This window comes from Oceanicola sp. D3 (assembly GCF_006351965.1).
Lineage (GTDB): Bacteria > Pseudomonadota > Alphaproteobacteria > Rhodobacterales > Rhodobacteraceae > Vannielia.
Genome location: NZ_CP040932.1, coordinates 2,264,212 through 2,281,542 on the forward strand (window position 1 = coordinate 2,264,212; position 17,331 = coordinate 2,281,542).

The following is a 17,331-nucleotide window of genomic DNA, read 5'->3' on the forward strand; positions in this document are numbered from 1 at the left end:
TTAGGGCCGCGCGCGATCACGCAGCACGGGGCGCACGCGGGGGCCGTAGCAATCCAGCTCATGCTCCAGCTCGGGGAGGGCGGCCATGATCTCTGACCAGAGGCCCGCCTCTTCCTTTACGGGGCGCAGGTTGCCGGGGTGGAAGGTTTCCATCTCAAGCCCTTCCACGACCATCACCGCATGGCGCTCCAGCAGGATTTGCACATAGGTGATGCCGTTGCGCGGGATTGCCTTGCAAAATCCGTCGCGCCGGGAGAGCGCGGCAGCGGAAACAAGCTGCTCATCCTCGGGGTTGGCGTTGGAATGCATCACCAGCCCGGCGTTGGGCGAAAGCTCCAGATCCTGACGCGGATAGGTGCCGTCAATCGCGCCGGCCTTGACCCGGACGGGGCAGAGAGCGGGGCTTTGGCCGAGTTGCTCGCGCGTCACCCGCGTGAGCCCAACCCATTTGACCCTGAGCGGCCCCATATCCTTGGTTTCGACCATATCGCCAACGCGAAGTTGGCTCGCCGCCACGGCGCCCTCGGGGGTCAGCACCCGGGCCTCGCCTGAAATAGCGCTTTCAAGCCAGACGCCCGGCTTGGGGCTGGCGGCAAAACTCTTGAGTGTGGGCTTTAGCGCCCGGCTGAGGCGGCGCGCGTTGGGCAGGAGCTTGGCCAGCCCCGGTGCCACGTAAGCCTTTGCAAACTCGCCGGTTTCTACGGCGGTATGTGCTGTGAATTCTTCGATGTCAGCCTGAAGTTCGGCCCGCGTCAAACGCGGCGCCCGTGCCAGCTCGGTCCCCATTCCCATCTCCGTCTCGCGGGGAGTGGCCCCGCGCCTGCCTCATTGATATTGCCCGGTTTTCCGGGTCTCGGGCAAAGTTCGGGCCGAAATGCGGCAAGAATGTGGCAAGCGATTCTCCGCTCACGACACAAGGCGGCGCTGTGGTAAATTTGCATGGCTCCGGCGGCTTAAAACCGGCCCGGCAAGCGCGGCGGCTCACTCTTCGCCGCGTTTCGCGCCATCGTGCAGCCGGGCCACCCGCGCGGCCTCGGCTTTCGCCCGCTGCTTTTCGGCCCTGGTCATCCCGTGCAGGGCCGCATTCTCGTCGGCCCGGGCCTTCTTCTCGGCCCGCGCCTTCTCTTTTCGCACCCGGTTCAGGTTGACCGGCTTGCTCACTTGGCCTTCGGCCCGACCATCTCTTCGGGGCGCACCACCTTGTCGAAGGTCTCGGCATCCACGAAGCCGAGCGCGATGGCCTCTTCCTTGAGGGTCGTGCCGTTCTTGTGGGCGGTCTTGGCGACCTTTGTGGCGTTGTCGTAGCCGATGGTGGGGGCGAGGGCCGTTACCAGCATCAGGCTCTCTTCCATCAGCTTCTGGATGCGGGGCTTGTTGGCCTCGATGCCAGAGAGCATCCGCTCGGTGAAGCTGTCAGCCACGTCGCCCAGCAGTTGGATCGACTGGAGCAGATTGTAGCTCATCATCGGGTTGTAGACGTTCAGCTCGAAGTGGCCTTGCGAGCCGGCGAACTTGATCGCGGCGTCATTGCCCATCACGTGGGCGGCAACTTGGGTCATCGCCTCGGCCTGGGTCGGGTTCACCTTGCCGGGCATGATCGAGCTGCCCGGCTCGTTTTCGGGCAGGATCAGCTCGCCGAGGCCGGAGCGGGGGCCGGAGCCGAGGAAGCGGATGTCATTGGCGATTTTATACATCGCTCCCGCAACGGTGCTGAGCGCGCCGGAGAGGAAGACCATTGCGTCATGGGCGGCCAGCGCCTCGAACTTGTTGGGCGCGGTGACGAAAGGCAGGGAGGTGATGCGGGCCATGTTGGCGGCCACGGTTTCGCCCCAGCCCTCCACGGTGTTCAGCCCGGTGCCCACGGCGGTGCCGCCCTGTGCCAGCTCGTAGATGCCGGGCATGGCGGCCTCGATGCGCTTGATGCCGTTGCGGATTTGCGCGGCATAGCCCGAGAACTCCTGCCCAAGCGTGAGCGGGGTGGCATCCTGCGTGTGGGTGCGGCCGATCTTGATGATGTCCTTGAACTCTTCGGACTTCGCTTCAAGCCCGGAGGCCAGCTTTTCCAGCCCCGGCATAAGCACGTCGCGCACGCTCATCGCGGTGGCGATATGCATGGCGGTGGGGAAGGTATCGTTGGAGCTTTGCCCCATGTTGCAGTGATCGTTGGGGTGGACCGGATCCTTGGAGCCGATCTCGCCGCCGAGGATCTCGATGGCGCGGTTGGCGATGACCTCGTTGGCGTTCATGTTGCTCTGGGTGCCAGAGCCGGTTTGCCAGACGACGAGGGGGAAGTTGTCATCAAACTTGCCGTCGACCACCTCGGAGGCGGCCTGAATGACGGCATCGGCCAGCTTGGCGTCGAGCTTGCCGCTCTCCTTGTTGGCCTCGGCGCAGGCCTGCTTGATGACGCCGAGCGCACGGACGATGGCCACCGGCTGCTTTTCCCAGCCGATCGGGAAGTTCATGATGGAGCGCTGGGTCTGGGCACCCCAATACTTGTCGGAAGGAACTTCAAGCGGCCCGAAGCTGTCGGTCTCGGTGCGGGTATCGGCCATGATTGCGCCCTTTGCTGGTAATGTCGGAGGAGACATACCCGACCGGGCGCGGCGGTCAATGGCAGGTTAGCGCAAACTGTCGCTGGCGGGGCTGTCATCCTCGGGCTTGATCCGAGGATCTCTGCAGGTAGGGCTCCTCGGAGCGAGCCCGAGGAGACGGGGGCGGATGAGCGGGCCCGTTACTGCGCCCGGCGGGTGAACACCCAAACATGCGCGGGCGGCAGGTTGGCCCATGTGATGCCGCGGCGGCGGGCGGAGACGCCGAGTTCGGCCTGCATCTCGGGGCTGATCGGTGCGCCGGGGCTGTAGGTGATCTGCACGAAGATCCCGCCGGGGCGCATCACCTCCAGCGCACGGCCGACCACCTCGCGCTGGATTTTCGGACGGGCCAGCACCGGAACGCCAGAAATCACCGCGCCGACGCCCGAAATACCGACCTCCGAAATTTCCTGAGCGGGCCGGTTCAGCACGTTCACGCCCGGGAACTTTTGCCGCAGCGTCTCGCAGAAGCGGTCATTGGTTTCCATGCAGGTCAGCCGCGAGGGGTGGATGCCCCGCTTGAGGATCGCCTTGGTAAACACGCCGGTGCCCGGGCCGATCTCGACGATGGGGCCTTCGATGGCTTCCAGCCCCTCCGTCATCTTGCGGGCGACGGCGGCGGAAGAGGGCGCGATGGCCACCACCTCGCCGGGCTTGCGGAACATTTCGGAGAGGAAAACGGTGAAATCGCTGGGCATTTGGCGGACCCTCAATATCTGGTTGATACCCGCCAGATGCGCCAGCCCAACCGCCTCGGGCAAGGCTGAAATGCCTGCTTTACTGAAACTTCACCCCGGTGCCACGCGCGTGTCACCGGGCCGATTCAGAACTGTCATGTAGGGGCTATTTGCGGAAACTATCGAGGCTGACGACTTCGGCGTCGTGCTGCTCATCGCTCTCTTCGACATCCTCAGCCATGGGGGCCGGGGCGACGAACTCTTCAACCTCGTCCTCTTCGTCATCTTCCTCCTCGTCCTGGCTTTCAAAGCGCAGGCCGAATTCGACGGAAGGATCAACGAAGGTGGCGATGGCGTCATAGGGGATGACAAGCCGCTCGGGCGCATCGCCGAAGTTGAGCGTAACGGAAAACCCTTCATCGGTGACGTCGAGATCATCAAACCAGTGCTGCATCACCACCGTCATCTCTTCGGGGTAACGCTCTTGCAGCCAATCCGCGATTTCGACGCCCTCGGCGCGGGTGTCGAAGGTGATGAAAAAGTGGTGCTGGCCCGGCAGGCCCCGCTCCGCGACTTCAGACAGAACATCGCGGATCAGGCTGCGCATGGCCCGGTGCATCAGTCTGCCGTAGTCGATTTCTCGGGTCATCAGGGACGAAGGCCTCTTGGTGCTTGGTTGCCCTCAGCATAAGAGATTCGGGGCCGAATGACAGGGCCAATCGACGGCGATTTGGAGCGGTTACAGGAGGCTGCCCGCTACAGCGCCCGCCAGCGCCATGAGCCCCAGCACTGGGGCCATGCCGAGGCGAAACCCGAGCAGAAGCAGCGCGGCAAGCAGGGTGAGCCCCAGCGCCGCCTCATCGAGCGTGGCCCATTCCGGGGTGGCCGGGCGATGGGCCGGGGAGGCGGGCCATGCGGTGTGAACGCGGGCAAACAGCACATGGAGCGCAAACCAGAGCGAGAGGTTGGCGATGACCCCGACAACAGCAGCGGTGATCGCCCGCAGCGCCCCGGCAAGGCGCGGTTGGCGGGTGATCCACTCGATGTAGGGGGCACCGGCGAAGATCCACAAGAAACAGGGGATGAAGGTCACCCAGAGGGTGAGCGCGGCGGCGGCGAGGGCCATCGGCAGGCTGTGCTTGGCCCCGGCCAGCGCCGCAACGAACTCGGTCACGAGGATGAGCGGGCCGGGCGTGGTTTCGGCCAGCCCCAACCCGTCGATCATTTCAGCGGTGGTCAGCCAGCCCTGCGTGTTCACCACCTCCTGCGTCATATAGGCCAGCACCGCATAGGCCCCGCCGAAGGTGACAACGGCGAGCTGCGAAAAGAACAGGCCGATGTCGGTCAGAAAGGCAGAGCCGGAGACCAGTGCGAAGGGAGCGGCCCAGAGCAGCAGGAAAATGACCACGGTCAGCGCCGTGCGGCGCGCGGAGCCGGGGGGCAGCGCTATGGCGGGCTCTTCCGTGGCACCTGTTGAGCGCAAGGCTCCCCAGAGCGCGGCGAGGCCGACGATGAGCGGAAAGGGCAGGCCGAAGCCGTAGATCGCCAAAAAGGCGGCCCCGGCCAGAGCCAGCCCCTCGGCCATGTAGCCCGGGCCAAAGGCCCGTTTGGCCAGTTTGATCAGCGCCTGAAGGACGATCACCACCACGGCGGCCTGAATGCCCAGAAACAGGCTTTGCACCATCGGCACCTGCCCGAAGGCGGCATAGGCCAGCGCAAGCGCCAGCACCACCACAGCCCCCGGGGCCACAAAGAGCGTGCCCGCGATCAGCCCGCCAGGGATGCCCCGCAGCCGCCAACCGGCATAGGTGCACAGCTGCATGGCTTCAGGGCCGGGGAGCATCATGCAGAAGGACAGCGCGGAGAGATACTGCCGCTCGGTGAGCCAGCCGCGCTTTTCAACCAACTCCTCGTGCATCAAGGCAATCTGCGCCGCAGGGCCGCCAAAGGAGAGCAGGCCGATGCGCAGGAAGGCGCGTGTGAGGGTGGAGAAAGCAACAGTCATGGCTGGGGGCATGACGGGTTAATGTGTCGGGGAAGTAAAGTGCAGGCTTCTGTTGCCAGGTGCCTGCGAACCCCGCCTTACCTGGCTAGAGGCAAGGGCTTAAGATTTCGATCTATCGCGCTGCATTAAGCAGCGAGAGCGACCGGAGCACGATTGTTGTTGGCAATTGTACTTTACGGACCGATATCGGTGGTACCTCACCGAGACAAAGCAAACCCCTTTAGACGTTCGTCGATCCTGTTTCGGCCCCATGATCCCCCAACAAGAGATATTTGGTGGAGCCGCCGGGTACCGCCCCCGGGTCCGATCCGCTTATTACGAGCGCGTTTATGTCCATAGTCCCGTTGCCGGAACGCTTTATACATAGGCGCGGGGCGCGGCGAATTCAAGGCACTTTCCGGCAGCGGGCAGGGCGGCTACACTCCGCATATTACAATTTCAGACCAAGTTCTTCCGAGGAGTTACCAGATGAAAAACCGGATTATTCTCAGTGCCTTTGCCGCCTTTCTTGGCGCGCCTGCCGCGGCAGAATCCGTTGCCCCCGATTGCAGCAGCTACAGCTCTGACAAGGCGGGCTGGAGCTGCCATTGCGAGGCAAACGCCGCGCCCGGCTCGGTTTGGGGCTCTGGGCCCTATACCGCCGATAGCCACGTGTGCACCGCCGCTCGCCATGCCGGGGTGATCGGCGCTGAAGGCGGCATGGTGGCGCTGAAAACCGTGGAAGGCCAAGCGAGCTATACCGGATCTGAGGCCAATGGGGTTGTCACCCGCGACTGGGGCAGCTTTGCCAAATCCATCTCCTTCCCGCCGCCTGCGGCCAAATCGGACCTCGCGCAATGCGCGCGCTTTCCGACCGGCACCGAGAGCCACTCCTGCTTTTGCCCGGCCGATGCCAGCAAGCAGCGCGATGTCTGGGGTTCTGGCCCCTATACCGGCGACAGCGACATTTGCGCCGCCGCCTTTCATGCCGGCGCGGTTGGCGCCGGGGGCGGAGAGGTGACGGTGCTGCGGGTGCCGGGGCTGAAGGCCTATACCGCCTCTGAAGCCGAAGGCGTGGCCACCAGTGATTGGGGCGGCTACGACTTTTCGATCGTCTTCAACCGCAACTGAGCCCGCCAAAGCAGGGCCGGACGGGGGCTGCCAGCCAATTCTGCGCCGCCCGGCCCACACATCCGCCGGGATAATGTGAATCCGGGGCGCGAGGCCGGTTGACTTCCGTCTGGCGCAGGGTAGGTCAGACCACCTGATGGCCGAGACGACGCGTATAACGCTGGGCGGTGCGCCCGAGGGGTTTGATGCCCTGCTGATCGCCCGCGAGTTGGAGCGCGGCGCGCCCGTGGTGCATTGCGCCCGCGATGACAAGCGGCTGGCCGAGATGCGGGCGGCGCTGGCCTTTTTTGCGCCGAATGTGCCCGTCATCGAGTTCCCCGGCTGGGATTGCCTGCCCTACGACCGGGTGTCGCCCAACCCCGACATCTCGGCCCGCCGCATGGCCACGCTTTCGGCGCTGGCCAGCGGCATGTCTGGCCGGTTCGTGGTGCTAACCACGTTGAACGCGGCCACCCAGCGCGTGCCGGCCAAGGCGCTGGTGGAGTCTTCCAGCTTTGTGGCTGTGGTGGGCGAGCGGGTGGACGAGGCCGGCCTGCGTGATTTTCTGGTGCGTATGGGCTTTAGCCAGGCCCCGACGGTGCTGGAGCCGGGCGATTTTGCCGTGCGCGGCGGCATCATAGATATTTACCCGCCCGGCGATGGCGGCCCGGTGCGGCTTGATCTTTTCGGCGATGTGCTCGACGGGGCCCGCCGGTTTGATCCGGCGACCCAGCGCACCACCGAAAAGCTGACGCGGGTTGAGCTGTCTCCAGCCTCCGAGGTGGTGCTGGACGAGGCGGCGATTACCCGGTTTCGCCAGAACTACCGGATCGAGTTTGGCGCGGCCGGCTCGGATGACCCGCTGTACGAGGCCGTCAGCGCAGGCCGCAAACATGCCGGTTTCGAGCACTGGCTGCCGCTGTTTCACGAGTCGCTCGACACCTTCTTCGACTACCTGCCCGACGCATCGGTGATGCTGGATGACCAGTTTACCCCCGCCCGGCTGGCGCGGTGGGAGGGCATCGTGGACAGCTATGAAAACCGGCGCGAGGCGGCGGCGGTGAAGGCGCGGATGGGGGGCAGCTACAAGGCCGCCCCGCCAGCGCAGCTCTACCTTGATGACAGCGCTTGGGAGGCGGCGATGCAGCGCCGCCGGGTGATCCAGCTTTCGCCGTTGCCGCAGGGCACCGGGCCGGGCGTGCTGGATGCGGGCGGGCGGATCGGGCGCAACTTCTCTCCCGAGCGACAGCAAGAAACTGTTAGCCTTTTCGGGGCCTTGAAGACCCATGTTGAAGCGCAGCGCCGGGCGGGGCAGGTGGTAGTGGCCTCCTACTCCGAAGGCGCGCGCGAGCGGCTCTCTGGCCTTATGGCCGATGAGGGGTTGGAGGGCGCAACGCCGATCACCGACTGGCGCGACGTGCCCGAGGGCAAGGGCGGCGTTTACCTTGCGATCTGGCCGCTGGAGCATGGCTTCACCGAGCCGGGCCTGACGGTGATTTCCGAGCAGGATGTGTTGGGCGACAGGCTGATACGCGCGCCCAAGCGCAAGCGGCGGGCCGAAAACTTCCTGACGGAAGCGCAAAGCCTCAGCCCCGGTGATTTGATCGTGCATGTCGATCATGGCGTCGGTCGCTACATGGGGCTTGAGGTGGTTAATGCGCTTGGCGCGGATCACGAGATGATCCACCTCGAATATGCCGATGCTGCGCGGCTCTACCTGCCGGTGGAAAACATCGAGCTGCTTTCGCGCTATGGCCACGAAGAGGGGCTGCTCGACAAGCTGGGCGGCGGCGCGTGGCAGGCCAAGAAGGCCCGGCTGAAAGAGCGCATTCGCATTGCCGCCGAAAAGCTGATGCGCACCGCCGCCGAGCGGATGCTGCGAAAAGCGCCCGTGCTGGAGCCCGTGCCCCATGCGTGGGAAGAGTTCTCGGCCCGCTTCCCCTACACCGAGACGGATGATCAGCTGAAAGCCATCGCCGAGGTGCTGGAAGACCTTGAGGCAGGCCGCCCGATGGACCGGCTGATTTGCGGCGATGTCGGCTTTGGCAAAACCGAGGTGGCGATGCGCGCGGCCTTCGTGGCGGCGATGCAGGGCAAGCAGGTGGCCGTGATTGCCCCCACCACGCTGCTGGCCCGCCAGCACGCGCAGGGTTTTGCAGAGCGGTTCAAGGGTTTCCCGCTGAAGGTACGCCAGCTTTCGCGCTTTGTGCCCGCCAAGCAGGCCACCGACACCCGCAAGGGGCTGGCCGATGGCACAGTTGATATCGTGATCGGCACCCACGCGGTGCTGGCCAAGAACATCCGCTTCAAGGAGCTGGGCCTGCTGATCATCGACGAAGAGCAGCACTTTGGCGTTGGCCACAAGGAGCGGCTGAAGGAGATGCGGTCTGACATCCACGTGCTCACGCTGACGGCCACGCCGATTCCACGCACGCTCCAGCTTTCGCTTACCGGCGTGCGCGATCTTTCGATCATCGGCACCCCGCCCGTCGACCGCCTCGCCATTCGCACCTATGTGAGCGAGTTCGATCCGGTGACGGTGCGCGAGGCGCTGCTGCGCGAGCATTACCGCGGCGGGCAGAGCTTTTACGTGGTGCCGCGGATCAAGGATTTGCCGGAGATCGAGGAGTTCTTGAAAGAGCAGGTGCCCGAGGTCAGCTATGTGGTGGCGCACGGCCAGATGGCGGCGGGCGAACTGGATGACAAGATGAACGCCTTTTATGACGGCAAGTTCGGCATCCTGCTGGCGACAACGATTGTTGAAAGCGGCCTCGATATCCCCACCGCCAACACCATGATCGTGCATCGCGCCGACATGTTCGGCCTTGCCCAGCTTTACCAGATCCGGGGCCGCGTTGGGCGCGCCAAAACGAGGGCCTACGCCTACCTCACCACCCGACCGCGCATTCCGCTAACGGACACCGCCGAGAAGCGGTTGCGGGTGCTTGGCAGCCTCGACAGCCTTGGCGCGGGCTTCACACTGGCCAGCCAGGATCTGGATATTCGCGGCGCTGGCAATCTGGTGGGTGAGGAGCAGTCGGGCCATGTGAAAGAGGTCGGCTACGAACTTTATCAGTCGATGCTGGAGGATGCGATTTCCAAGATCAAATCCGGCGAGGCCGAGGGGCTGCTGGAGGATGACGGGCAATGGGCACCGCAGATTAACCTTGGCGTTCCTGTCCTGATTCCAGATGCTTACGTGCCCGATCTTGATGTGCGCCTCGGGCTTTATCGACGGCTCTCCTCACTGACCACCAAGGTCGAGCTGGAGGGCTTTGCCGCCGAGCTGATCGACAGGTTCGGCCCGCTGCCCAAAGAGGTGAACACCCTCATGCTCATCGTGCGGATCAAGGCGATGTGCAAACGCGCAGGCATTGCTAAGCTCGATGGCGGGCCCAAGGGCGGGACGGTGCAGTTTCACAACGACAAATTCGCCAACCCGGCGGGGCTGGTTGAGTATATTCAGGCGCAGAACGGATTCGCCAAAATCCGTGACAACAAGCTGGTGGTGCGGCGCGATTGGGCCAAGGCCTCTGACAAGATCAAAGGGGCCTATGCGATTGCCCGCGATCTCGCAGAGAAGGTGAAGGCCAAGGCGTAAGTGCCTGTTATTCCTCTGGCTTGCCCATCCAGATCATCAGACCAAGGGCAGCGATTCCACAGAGCAGACAGCCGATCATGATCGGCGTGGTGGTGCCATCAAAGAACTGGCCGATCGGCGTGCCGACCACCACCGCGCAGGCCGTGCTGATCGCGCCGATCACCGAGGTGGCCGTGCCCGCCAGCCGCCCCATTGGCTCCAGCGCAAGGGCGTTCAGGTTCCCCATGGTCAGGCCCATCTGGTAGAAGATGGTGATGATCCAGATCACATAGACAACGAAATGCGCGGTGGAGGCCTGTTGGAGCAAGCTTGTGATCACAAGCGACGTTGCGGTGATAATGAGCACGCCGGTCAGCGCCCGGATTACCATGCCGCGCATCCCGACTGTCATCACGAAGCGGGCGTTCAAAAAGCTACTGGTGCTGGCGCAGAGTGCGATGAGCGCAAACCAAACCGGGAAGCTATCGGCCTTGCCGAACACCTCGTCAAACACCGGCTGCGTGGTGGCGATGATGGCCAGAAGCTGTGCAAATACAAAGATCTGCACCGCAATCGTAAAGCGGACGGTGCGGTTGGCCACCACGATGCGAACATTCTGCCAGAGCGAGCGGGCCTGAAAGGGCACGCGGCCTGCACGTGGCAGGGTTTCGGGCTGGCGGAGGGTGAGCCAGAGCGTGGATATGCCGATGAAGAGCACGAACACGAGGAAGATCGCACGCCATCCGAACAGCGTGATCACGCCTGAGCCGATCAGCGGGGCGAAGGCCGGGAAGAGCGAGAAGACGAGGAAGATGAAGCTGACGATCCGCGCCATTTCGCGCCCGGCATATTGATCTCGCACGATGGCAAGGCCGACCACGCGCGGCCCGGCGGCACCGAGCCCCTGAAGCACCCGCGCGGCCAGCACAAGCTCCAGCGAGGGGGCGAGCCAGGCCAGCAGCGAGCCGCCGATGTAGAGCGCGGCGCAGGCGAGGATGGTTGGTTTGCGTCCGAAGGCATCCGAAAGCGGGCCGGTGATCAGCGTACCGATGCCCATGCCCAGCATGAAAAAGGTGATGATCAGCTGCGCACGGTTGGGCGCATCTGGCGTCAACTCTTCCACGATGGTGGGCATCGCCGGCAGCATCGCATCGGTCGAGAAGGCGATGGTGGCGAAGAGCATCGCCATGAGGGCGGTAAATTCCGTCCGGCCCAGCCTGCGCTCGGGCGCCGCGCCGTCGGCCAGACTCATCGAACGGTGCCGATCTGGCCGTTGATCTCGTCGATGAGTTTGGTCCAGAGCTCGGGCGGCTGGCAGCCGGGCACAACATGCTGGTTGGCGATGATATGCGTGGGCACCCCCGTGACGCCCCGCTCACGGGCGTGAGCATCGCGTGCGCGGATGTCTTCACTGTCGGCATCGCTCTCCAGTAGGCGCTGGATCACTGCAGCATCGCAGCCCGCAGAATCTGCGATATCGGCCAGAACCTCGTGGTCTTCAATGTCGCGACCTTGCATGAAGTAGGCGTCGAAGAGCATTGAAACCACAGGAATTTGTCGCTCTTCCAGCCCCGCCCAGTGGATCAGCCGATGGGCGTCCAGTGTGTTGGGTGTGCGCTCGATGGCCTCAAGGTTTAGCATCAGCCCGGCCTCTTCTGCGGCCTTGGCGATGCGCCCATATACCTCCAGCGCTTCCTTCTTGCCGCCGAACTTGCCTTCCAGATAGGCCCGCCGGTCCATGCCGCCCTTGGGCATGTCCGGGTTCAGCTGAAACGGGTGATATTCAATGGTGAACGGGTTCTGCGGGGCGTCGGCCAGCGCCCTGTCGAGCAGGGTTTTACCGATGAAGCACCACGGGCAGATCGGGTCGGAGAAGATGTCGAGCTTGATCATGGGGCGTATGTGTCACGCCCGCGCGGCGGGGGGAAGGGTGAAAGCCGTGCGCTCACGCAGGCCCGAGCGGGCGGTTGCGCAGAACAGAGCGGTTGATCTTGCCATTGGCGTTGGCGGGGAGCGCTTCAACACGGGTGAAGATACGGGGGCACTTGTAGCGCGCGAGCCGGGCGGCGGTGAAGGTGGAAAGCGCAGCATCATCAATACCTTCCGGTGCGACATAGAAGCATCTTATAACGGTGGTGCCGGGCTTTACCTCGTGCTCCACAGCCGCCGCCGCGCTGATCTGCGGATGCGTCAAAAGCGCTGCTTCCACCTCTAGCGGAGATACCCGGTAGCCGCCCGCATTCATCATGTCGTCATTGCGCCCGAGGTAGGTGATCGCGCCGTCCGGCCCCTCGGCCACCGTGTCGCCGGTCAAAAACCAGTCGCCATCGTAGCGCGCGGCTGTCTCTTCGGGCGCGTTCAGATAGCCCAGCATCAGGCCCGGATCGCTGCGGTGGATCGCCAGTTCTCCGCCCTGGCCCACCCGGATGCGCCGCCCGGGCTGCGGGTAACCGGTGGCCCCCTCCGGCGCGGGGCGGGCCGGGTTGGCGGAGATATAGGTGGAGCATTCCGACATGCCGAGCGCCTCGTATACCTCGGTGCCGGTGGCGGAGTTCCAGGCCTCGCGCAGCGCGTCGGGCAGCTTTTCACCGGCAGAAAGGCCGTGGCGCAGCTTGGGCGTGGAGAGTCGCTCATGGTGCCTTAACATTTGCCGATAAACCCCCGGCGCGGCGGCAAAAAGCGTGGCATCATGGCGGGCCATCAGCAGCGGAAGCTGGCGCGGCTCTGTGCCCGGCGCGGGGATCACGGCGGTGGCGCCCCGCGCCCAAGGGTCCATCAGGCCAGTGCCGAGGGTGTAGGTCCAGTTGAAGGCGCCGGCGTGCAGCAGCCGGTCCTCTTCACGCAGGTCATACCAGCCCTCCCACATCATCCGCCGCGCCCAAACGGCCCTGTGGGCGTGCATCACCCCGCGCGGGCGGCCCGAGGTGCCGGAGGTGTAGATGATATAGGCCAGCCGGTCGGGGCTGCCCATCTGGGGCGGTGCCTCGCCCTGCATGTCATACAGCGCCGCCTCGGGCAGAACCGGGGCCGGATGCTCGGGCAGGGGCACGTCCTTGCCGGCGATCACCAGCGCAGGGGCCAGCTCTGCGGCGATGGCGGTGATTTCTGGCACGGTCAGCGCGGCAGAGGTTGGCACCGGCACCAGCCCGGCCCAGATTGCCCCGAGGTAGGCCAGCGGAAACTCCACCGTATTGCCCAGCCGAAGCAGCACCCTGTCACCCGGCTGAAGGCCGCGCGCCAGAAGCCCGCCCGCGATGGCGGCCACATGGGCGCGGATCTCAGCATAGCGCCAGCGCTGCGCCTTGGCGGCCCCGGCAATGACCAATGCGGTTTTGTCCGGGGTTTTCTCAGCCGCGCCAAGCACATAGGCGGCCATGTTGAACGGGCTGGGGCAGGGGGCATGCATGGGCTTTTTGCTAGCGCCGGGCGCCCGCGCTTGCAAGGGCTCGCCCGCGGGCCTAAACCGCCTGTCCATGGGAGACGATCCAAAGAGCCTGATCCGCATCGCGCGGGAAAGCGGCCAGCAGGCCGAGGCCGCGCCGCTTGATCTGGGCGAGCGGGTGCGCAGTCTGCGCACGGCTCAGGGCTGGACGCTGGAGCAGGCCGCGCGGCAGGCGGGGTTGGCACGCTCGACCCTGTCGAAAATAGAGAATGGCCAGATGTCCCCCACCTATGATGCGGTGAAGAAGCTGGCCGAGGGGCTGAAGATATCGCTGCCACAGCTCTTTACCCCGCCCAGCGACACGCGGGTGAATGGCCGGATGGCGGTGACCACGGCGGGCGAGGGAGACCACCAGCTCACGCCCACCTACGAGCATGACCTGCTCGCCAGCCAGCTCACCCAGAAGAAGATGCTGCCCTACCGCGCCCGCATCCGGGCCCGCCGGATGGAAGAATTTGACGGCTGGGTGCGCCATGATGGCGAAGAGTTTCTATACGTGCTGACCGGTGTGGTCATGCTCTACACCGAGTTCTATGCACCGGTGGAGCTGCGCCGGGGTGACAGCGCCTATTACGATGCCACGATGGGGCATAACGTGGTGTCACAGAGCGACGAGGATGCCACGATCCTCTGGGTGACCTCGCTGGCATAGCCCTGTGCGCCGCGCAGTTAACCGGCCTCAGGCTGGCAAGCTTCAGGCGGCTTGTGCCATCTCGCTGCGGCCAAACCGGCGAAGCATTTCGTTCACCCCTTCATCCGCCTCACGCAGCGTAAGGTCGTGGGTGGCAGCGAGGTAGGCGACAAAGAGCGTTCGGTTGCCGCGAAACCTTTGCAGCGCGACTGCATCCACATGTGGGTATAGGTCCACGATCTTCGGTAGGGCATCCGCCCAGTTCTCGAAGAGCTGTTTCCAAGCCATCGATTGTCCTCCCAGATCATCCGAAGCGTAGCGCATTTGCCGATTCCCATCAATTCGCGTTGTGGTTGATGGGGGTGGAGGCTAGGCAGTCACGATTAATGGTGCGTTAACAAGCACAAGGCCCGCCCGCTGGTCGCTCAACGGGTGAAGGCGGCGATGGCTTCGGCAAGGCCACGCGTCAGCGGCAGGTCCGGATCTTCATAGGTGGCATAGGGCGCGCCCTCCACGTCATCCTTGAGCATATGGGTCATCTGCGGAAAGAGGCGCAGCTCGGCCCCCGGCGCGGCCCCTGCCAGCGCAGTGGCATCGACCCGGGTAATCTGAGCGTCCCGCTCGCCCTGAATCACCAGCACCGGCCCCGGGTAGGCGCGCGCCAGCGCCACCGGATCCTTGGCGAAAAGGTTGATGAGAAAGCCCTGAATACTGTCGCGCCAAGGCTGGCGCAGGGCGGGGCTGAGGCTGTCGATATCCACCCGCTCGCCGCGCTCCAGCGTAGAAAGGATGCGCTCCATTTCCTCCTCGAAGGGCTTGGTCTGCGGTTGCCGAGCCAGCTGCTCGCGCAGGATCACCGAAAGCCGCCGCCCCGGCGCAGCCAGCAGCACCAGCCCGCAAACCCCCGGCGCGCCAGCAGAGGCTACGGCGAGCGAAACCAGCCCGCCTTCCGAATGCCCGGCGAGCCAGACGCACTCTTTCCCCAGCCGCGCGGAGAGCAGCGCGGCCCAATGGCTGACATCCTCGCCATAGGCTTCCACAGTCACCGCCTCGGGGTCGCTGATGGCGGCCTTGCTGCCAAAGAGCCCGCGCTTGTCGATCCGAAGGCTCGCCACCCCCTCGGCGGCGAGCGCCTCGGCCAACAGGCGATAGGTCAGGGCACCGCGCCCGGTCGAAAACCGGCCATCACGGTCAATCGGGCCAGAGCCGGGCACAATCACCACCCCTGCCTGCGCGCCCTGAGGCAGCAGCAATTCGCCCTGAAGCGGGCCTTCCGGGCCGGGGATTTCCACGGTTTCTGACTGCGCGGCCGTGGCCATGACGCCGATCAGTGCCGCACGCAGGGCAGGGCGGATCATTCCTCTTCCCACCACCAGACATCGGGCAGGAACCCGGCCCAATCGCCATAGGCGGGCAGGTGGTCGGCGTTGTATTTCATCTCTTTCTTGAAGGCGAGCCGTGCCTCCGGGCTGTACCAGATCGGGATCACATAGCGCCCCGCCGTCAGCACCCTGTCGAGCCCGCGCACGGCTGCCAGAAACACCTCGCGGTCTTCGGTTTCCAGCATCGCGCGGATCATCGCCTCACCGGCGGGAGAGTTCATGCCCATCCAGTTGCGGGTTCCGGGCTCGGTCACGCCATCGGAGCCCCAGTAGAGCGTTTGCTCGTTCCCCGGCGACATGGAGAGCGGGCGGGTATACCACGTCATGTCGAAGTCATAGACGTTGGTGCGCTCGCGATATTGCGCCCGGTCAACGGCCTCGACTGTAACCTGCATCCCCAGCCGTTTCAGCCCTTCGACGTAGAGGTCGGCGATATTGGCAGGCTGCGGCGCGCCGGTTTGCAGCAGGATCTCGAAGGCAAAGGCCTCGCCCGCCGCGTTGCGCAGCACGCCCGCGTCATCCACCGTCCAGCCGGCCTCGTTGAGTAGGTTCATCGCAGCGCGCACATTGGCGCGGTTGCGCACAGAGCCATCGCCCTTGGGCAGCTCGTAGCCCTCGATGGTGCCCGGTGCCAGGTCGGCAGCGAAGGGGGCCAGAAGCTCTGCCACCTTGCCCTCTGCCGGGCCGGGTTTCATGGCGAGTTCGGAGTTGCAGAAGTAGGAGCAGATGCGCGGATCGCCCCCGTCATTCAGCTTGTCGGAGATGAACTCGTAGTTGAACGCGAGGATCATCGCCTCGCGCACGCGCCAGTCTTCAAACATCGGCTTGCGGGTGTTCATCACCAGCCCGGTGATGCCCGAAGGCCGCTCGTGGGGGATCAGCGCCTTCACCACGTCGCCCGATTGGACCGCGGGGAAATCATAAGAGCTGTTCCACTTGGCCACGTTGTTCTCGCGGTTGTAGCTGAGCTCGCCCGCGCGGAAGGCCTCGAAGGCCACGTCCCCATCGCCAAACCACTCATAGCGCAGCGTGTCGAAGTTGTGCTGGCCCCGGTAGAAGGGCAAATCCTTGGCCCACCAGTCCGGGTTGCGCTTGAGGGTGATCGAGCGGCCCGGGTCTATGCTGTCAATCACATAGGGGCCGGAGCCGACGGGCACGCGCATGGAGGCTTCTTCAAAGTCGATCCCGTCCCAATCGGCCTTCTTCAGAATCGGACGCATCCCCATGAGCAAGGCCAGCTCGTTATCGGGCTCGTTGAAGGTGAAGCGCACGCCGCGTTCGCCCACCTTCTCCATCTTGGCCACCTTCTTCCACGCCGTGTGATAGCGCGGGTGGCCGAGGGTGCCGAGGGTCTCGTAAGACCACATCACATCTTCCACCGTCACCGGCGAGCCATCGTTGAACCGTGCCTCGGGCCGAAGGTGAAACTCCACCCACTCCCGGTTCGGCCCGGTTTCCACCGTTTCGGCCAGCACACCGTAGAGCGTGAAGGGCTCGTCTTGGCTGCGGCCCATGAGCGTTTCGAATCCGAAAGTCCGCCAGGCCCAGGGCGCGCGGCCCTTGAGGATGAATGGGTGCATGGAGTCAAAGCTGCCGATCTCGCTCTGCACATATTCGCCACCCTTGGGCGCATCCGGGTTGACGTAGGGCAGGGCGGTGAAATCGGGCGGCAGCGCGGGCTCGCCATACATTGCAATGCCGTGTTTTGGCTCTGCTGCTGCGAATCCCCCTAGGGAAACTGCTGCGAGAACCGCGCAAACCTGCGTAGCTGTTCGGAAAAAATCGGAGGCCATTTTGGCAACAATCCCTGTCTGCCCTTGTTTATTTGAGCCAAAGCCTAACGGCGGAGTTCAGCCTTTTCAAACTTTTACCTTGGACATGAGCGCCTGAACGCGTATAAAGGGGGCACTGCTCGATAGGTTTCTTGCCTG

15 protein-coding genes and 1 other RNA gene are annotated in these 17,331 nt (G+C 64.5%); 3 read left to right on the forward strand and 13 right to left on the reverse strand.

Annotated elements, in window-relative coordinates; all coding sequences use genetic code 11:
- The 7 genes from FHY55_RS11440 to ssrA all read right to left on the reverse strand — a co-directional run bounded on the left by FHY55_RS11440 (position 1) and on the right by ssrA (position 5,669).
- Positions 1–786: a Hint domain-containing protein gene (locus FHY55_RS11440; protein WP_168222985.1), complete on the reverse strand. Its 786-nt coding sequence runs from the start codon at positions 784–786 to the stop codon at positions 1–3.
- A gap of 195 nt (positions 787–981) precedes the next feature.
- The gene (locus tag FHY55_RS11445; RefSeq protein WP_140014319.1) at positions 982–1,161 is read right to left on the reverse strand and encodes a DUF4169 family protein; all 180 of its coding nucleotides are present in this window, start codon (positions 1,159–1,161) and stop codon (positions 982–984) included.
- Entirely contained in the window at positions 1,158–2,555 is a 1,398-nt protein-coding gene (gene fumC, locus FHY55_RS11450) for a class II fumarate hydratase (RefSeq protein ID WP_140014320.1), read from the reverse strand. Before fumC ends, FHY55_RS11445 begins: the two co-directional genes overlap by 4 nt.
- A 179-nt stretch (positions 2,556–2,734) precedes the next feature.
- Positions 2,735–3,292, reverse strand: a complete 558-nt coding sequence (locus FHY55_RS11455; RefSeq protein ID WP_140014321.1) for a class I SAM-dependent methyltransferase — start codon at positions 3,290–3,292, stop codon at positions 2,735–2,737.
- A 145-nt stretch (positions 3,293–3,437) separates the two neighbouring features.
- Positions 3,438–3,920, reverse strand: a complete 483-nt coding sequence (locus FHY55_RS11460; protein WP_140014322.1) for an SspB family protein — start codon at positions 3,918–3,920, stop codon at positions 3,438–3,440.
- Positions 3,921–4,010: 90 nt separating this feature from the next.
- Positions 4,011–5,276 (reverse strand): chromate efflux transporter, encoded by a 1,266-nt coding sequence (gene chrA / locus FHY55_RS11465; protein ID WP_140014323.1) that lies wholly within the window; start codon positions 5,274–5,276, stop codon positions 4,011–4,013.
- Positions 5,277–5,314: 38 nt separating this feature from the next.
- Positions 5,315–5,669, reverse strand: a transfer-messenger RNA (tmRNA) gene (ssrA, locus tag FHY55_RS11470).
- Positions 5,670–5,744: 75 nt separating this feature from the next.
- Between ssrA and FHY55_RS11475 the strand changes: the two genes are divergently transcribed.
- Together FHY55_RS11475 and mfd are read left to right on the forward strand one after the other, a co-directional pair.
- Complete coding sequence (locus FHY55_RS11475; RefSeq protein WP_140014324.1) at positions 5,745–6,386, forward strand: LCCL domain-containing protein; 642 nt, start codon at positions 5,745–5,747, stop codon at positions 6,384–6,386.
- Between the two features lie 136 nt (positions 6,387–6,522).
- Positions 6,523–9,966 carry a transcription-repair coupling factor gene (gene mfd / locus FHY55_RS11480; RefSeq protein WP_140014325.1) on the forward strand — a complete coding sequence of 1,148 codons (3,444 nt, stop codon included), beginning with the start codon at positions 6,523–6,525 and terminating at the stop codon, positions 9,964–9,966.
- A gap of 7 nt (positions 9,967–9,973) precedes the next feature.
- Here the strand turns inward: mfd and FHY55_RS11485 are convergent, their stop codons facing one another.
- Genes FHY55_RS11485 through FHY55_RS11495 form a run of 3 tightly spaced genes read right to left on the reverse strand, consistent with a single transcriptional unit; the run spans position 9,974 to position 13,351 of the window.
- A complete protein-coding gene (locus FHY55_RS11485; RefSeq protein ID WP_140014326.1) occupies positions 9,974–11,197 on the reverse strand; it encodes a multidrug effflux MFS transporter in 1,224 nt (407 codons plus the stop codon).
- Entirely contained in the window at positions 11,194–11,838 is a 645-nt protein-coding gene (locus FHY55_RS11490) for a DsbA family oxidoreductase (RefSeq protein ID WP_210410476.1), read from the reverse strand. The genes FHY55_RS11485 and FHY55_RS11490 overlap by 4 nt, the downstream gene beginning before the upstream one ends.
- Positions 11,839–11,890: 52 nt before the next feature.
- On the reverse strand, positions 11,891–13,351 hold the full coding sequence (locus FHY55_RS11495) for a class I adenylate-forming enzyme family protein (RefSeq protein WP_140014328.1): 1,461 nt from the start codon (positions 13,349–13,351) through the stop codon (positions 11,891–11,893).
- Between the two features lie 67 nt (positions 13,352–13,418).
- Here FHY55_RS11495 and FHY55_RS11500 point away from each other — a divergent pair, with 67 nt between their 5' ends.
- On the forward strand, positions 13,419–14,039 hold the full coding sequence (locus FHY55_RS11500) for a helix-turn-helix domain-containing protein (RefSeq protein WP_140014329.1): 621 nt from the start codon (positions 13,419–13,421) through the stop codon (positions 14,037–14,039).
- Between the two features lie 42 nt (positions 14,040–14,081).
- Here FHY55_RS11500 and FHY55_RS11505 read toward each other — a convergent pair whose 3' ends face one another.
- The 3 genes from FHY55_RS11505 to FHY55_RS11515 form a co-directional block, all read right to left on the reverse strand.
- A complete protein-coding gene (locus tag FHY55_RS11505) occupies positions 14,082–14,306 on the reverse strand; it encodes a hypothetical protein (protein ID WP_140014330.1) in 225 nt (74 codons plus the stop codon).
- Between the two features lie 137 nt (positions 14,307–14,443).
- Positions 14,444–15,376, reverse strand: coding sequence for an alpha/beta hydrolase (locus tag FHY55_RS11510; RefSeq protein WP_140014331.1), 933 nt, complete (start codon positions 15,374–15,376; stop codon positions 14,444–14,446).
- Positions 15,373–17,193 (reverse strand): extracellular solute-binding protein, encoded by a 1,821-nt coding sequence (locus FHY55_RS11515; protein WP_140014332.1) that lies wholly within the window; start codon positions 17,191–17,193, stop codon positions 15,373–15,375. The genes FHY55_RS11510 and FHY55_RS11515 overlap by 4 nt, the downstream gene beginning before the upstream one ends.
- Between the last annotated feature and the right edge of the window lie 138 nt (positions 17,194–17,331).

Coding starts and splice junctions, on each gene's coding strand:
- FHY55_RS11460 (WP_140014322.1), bottom strand. CDS start 3,920: ATGACCCGAGAAATCGACTACGGCAGACTGATGCACCGGGCCATGCGC.
- FHY55_RS11440 (WP_168222985.1), bottom strand. CDS start 786: ATGGGGACCGAGCTGGCACGGGCGCCGCGTTTGACGCGGGCCGAACTT.
- fumC (WP_140014320.1), bottom strand. CDS start 2,555: ATGGCCGATACCCGCACCGAGACCGACAGCTTCGGGCCGCTTGAAGTT.
- chrA (WP_140014323.1), bottom strand. CDS start 5,276: ATGACTGTTGCTTTCTCCACCCTCACACGCGCCTTCCTGCGCATCGGC.
- FHY55_RS11515 (WP_140014332.1), bottom strand. CDS start 17,193: ATGGCCTCCGATTTTTTCCGAACAGCTACGCAGGTTTGCGCGGTTCTC.
- FHY55_RS11500 (WP_140014329.1), top strand. CDS start 13,419: ATGGGAGACGATCCAAAGAGCCTGATCCGCATCGCGCGGGAAAGCGGC.
- FHY55_RS11455 (WP_140014321.1), bottom strand. CDS start 3,292: ATGCCCAGCGATTTCACCGTTTTCCTCTCCGAAATGTTCCGCAAGCCC.
- FHY55_RS11485 (WP_140014326.1), bottom strand. CDS start 11,197: ATGAGTCTGGCCGACGGCGCGGCGCCCGAGCGCAGGCTGGGCCGGACG.
- FHY55_RS11495 (WP_140014328.1), bottom strand. CDS start 13,351: ATGCATGCCCCCTGCCCCAGCCCGTTCAACATGGCCGCCTATGTGCTT.
- mfd (WP_140014325.1), top strand. CDS start 6,523: ATGGCCGAGACGACGCGTATAACGCTGGGCGGTGCGCCCGAGGGGTTT.
- FHY55_RS11505 (WP_140014330.1), bottom strand. CDS start 14,306: ATGGCTTGGAAACAGCTCTTCGAGAACTGGGCGGATGCCCTACCGAAG.
- FHY55_RS11475 (WP_140014324.1), top strand. CDS start 5,745: ATGAAAAACCGGATTATTCTCAGTGCCTTTGCCGCCTTTCTTGGCGCG.
- FHY55_RS11510 (WP_140014331.1), bottom strand. CDS start 15,376: ATGATCCGCCCTGCCCTGCGTGCGGCACTGATCGGCGTCATGGCCACG.
- FHY55_RS11490 (WP_210410476.1), bottom strand. CDS start 11,838: ATGATCAAGCTCGACATCTTCTCCGACCCGATCTGCCCGTGGTGCTTC.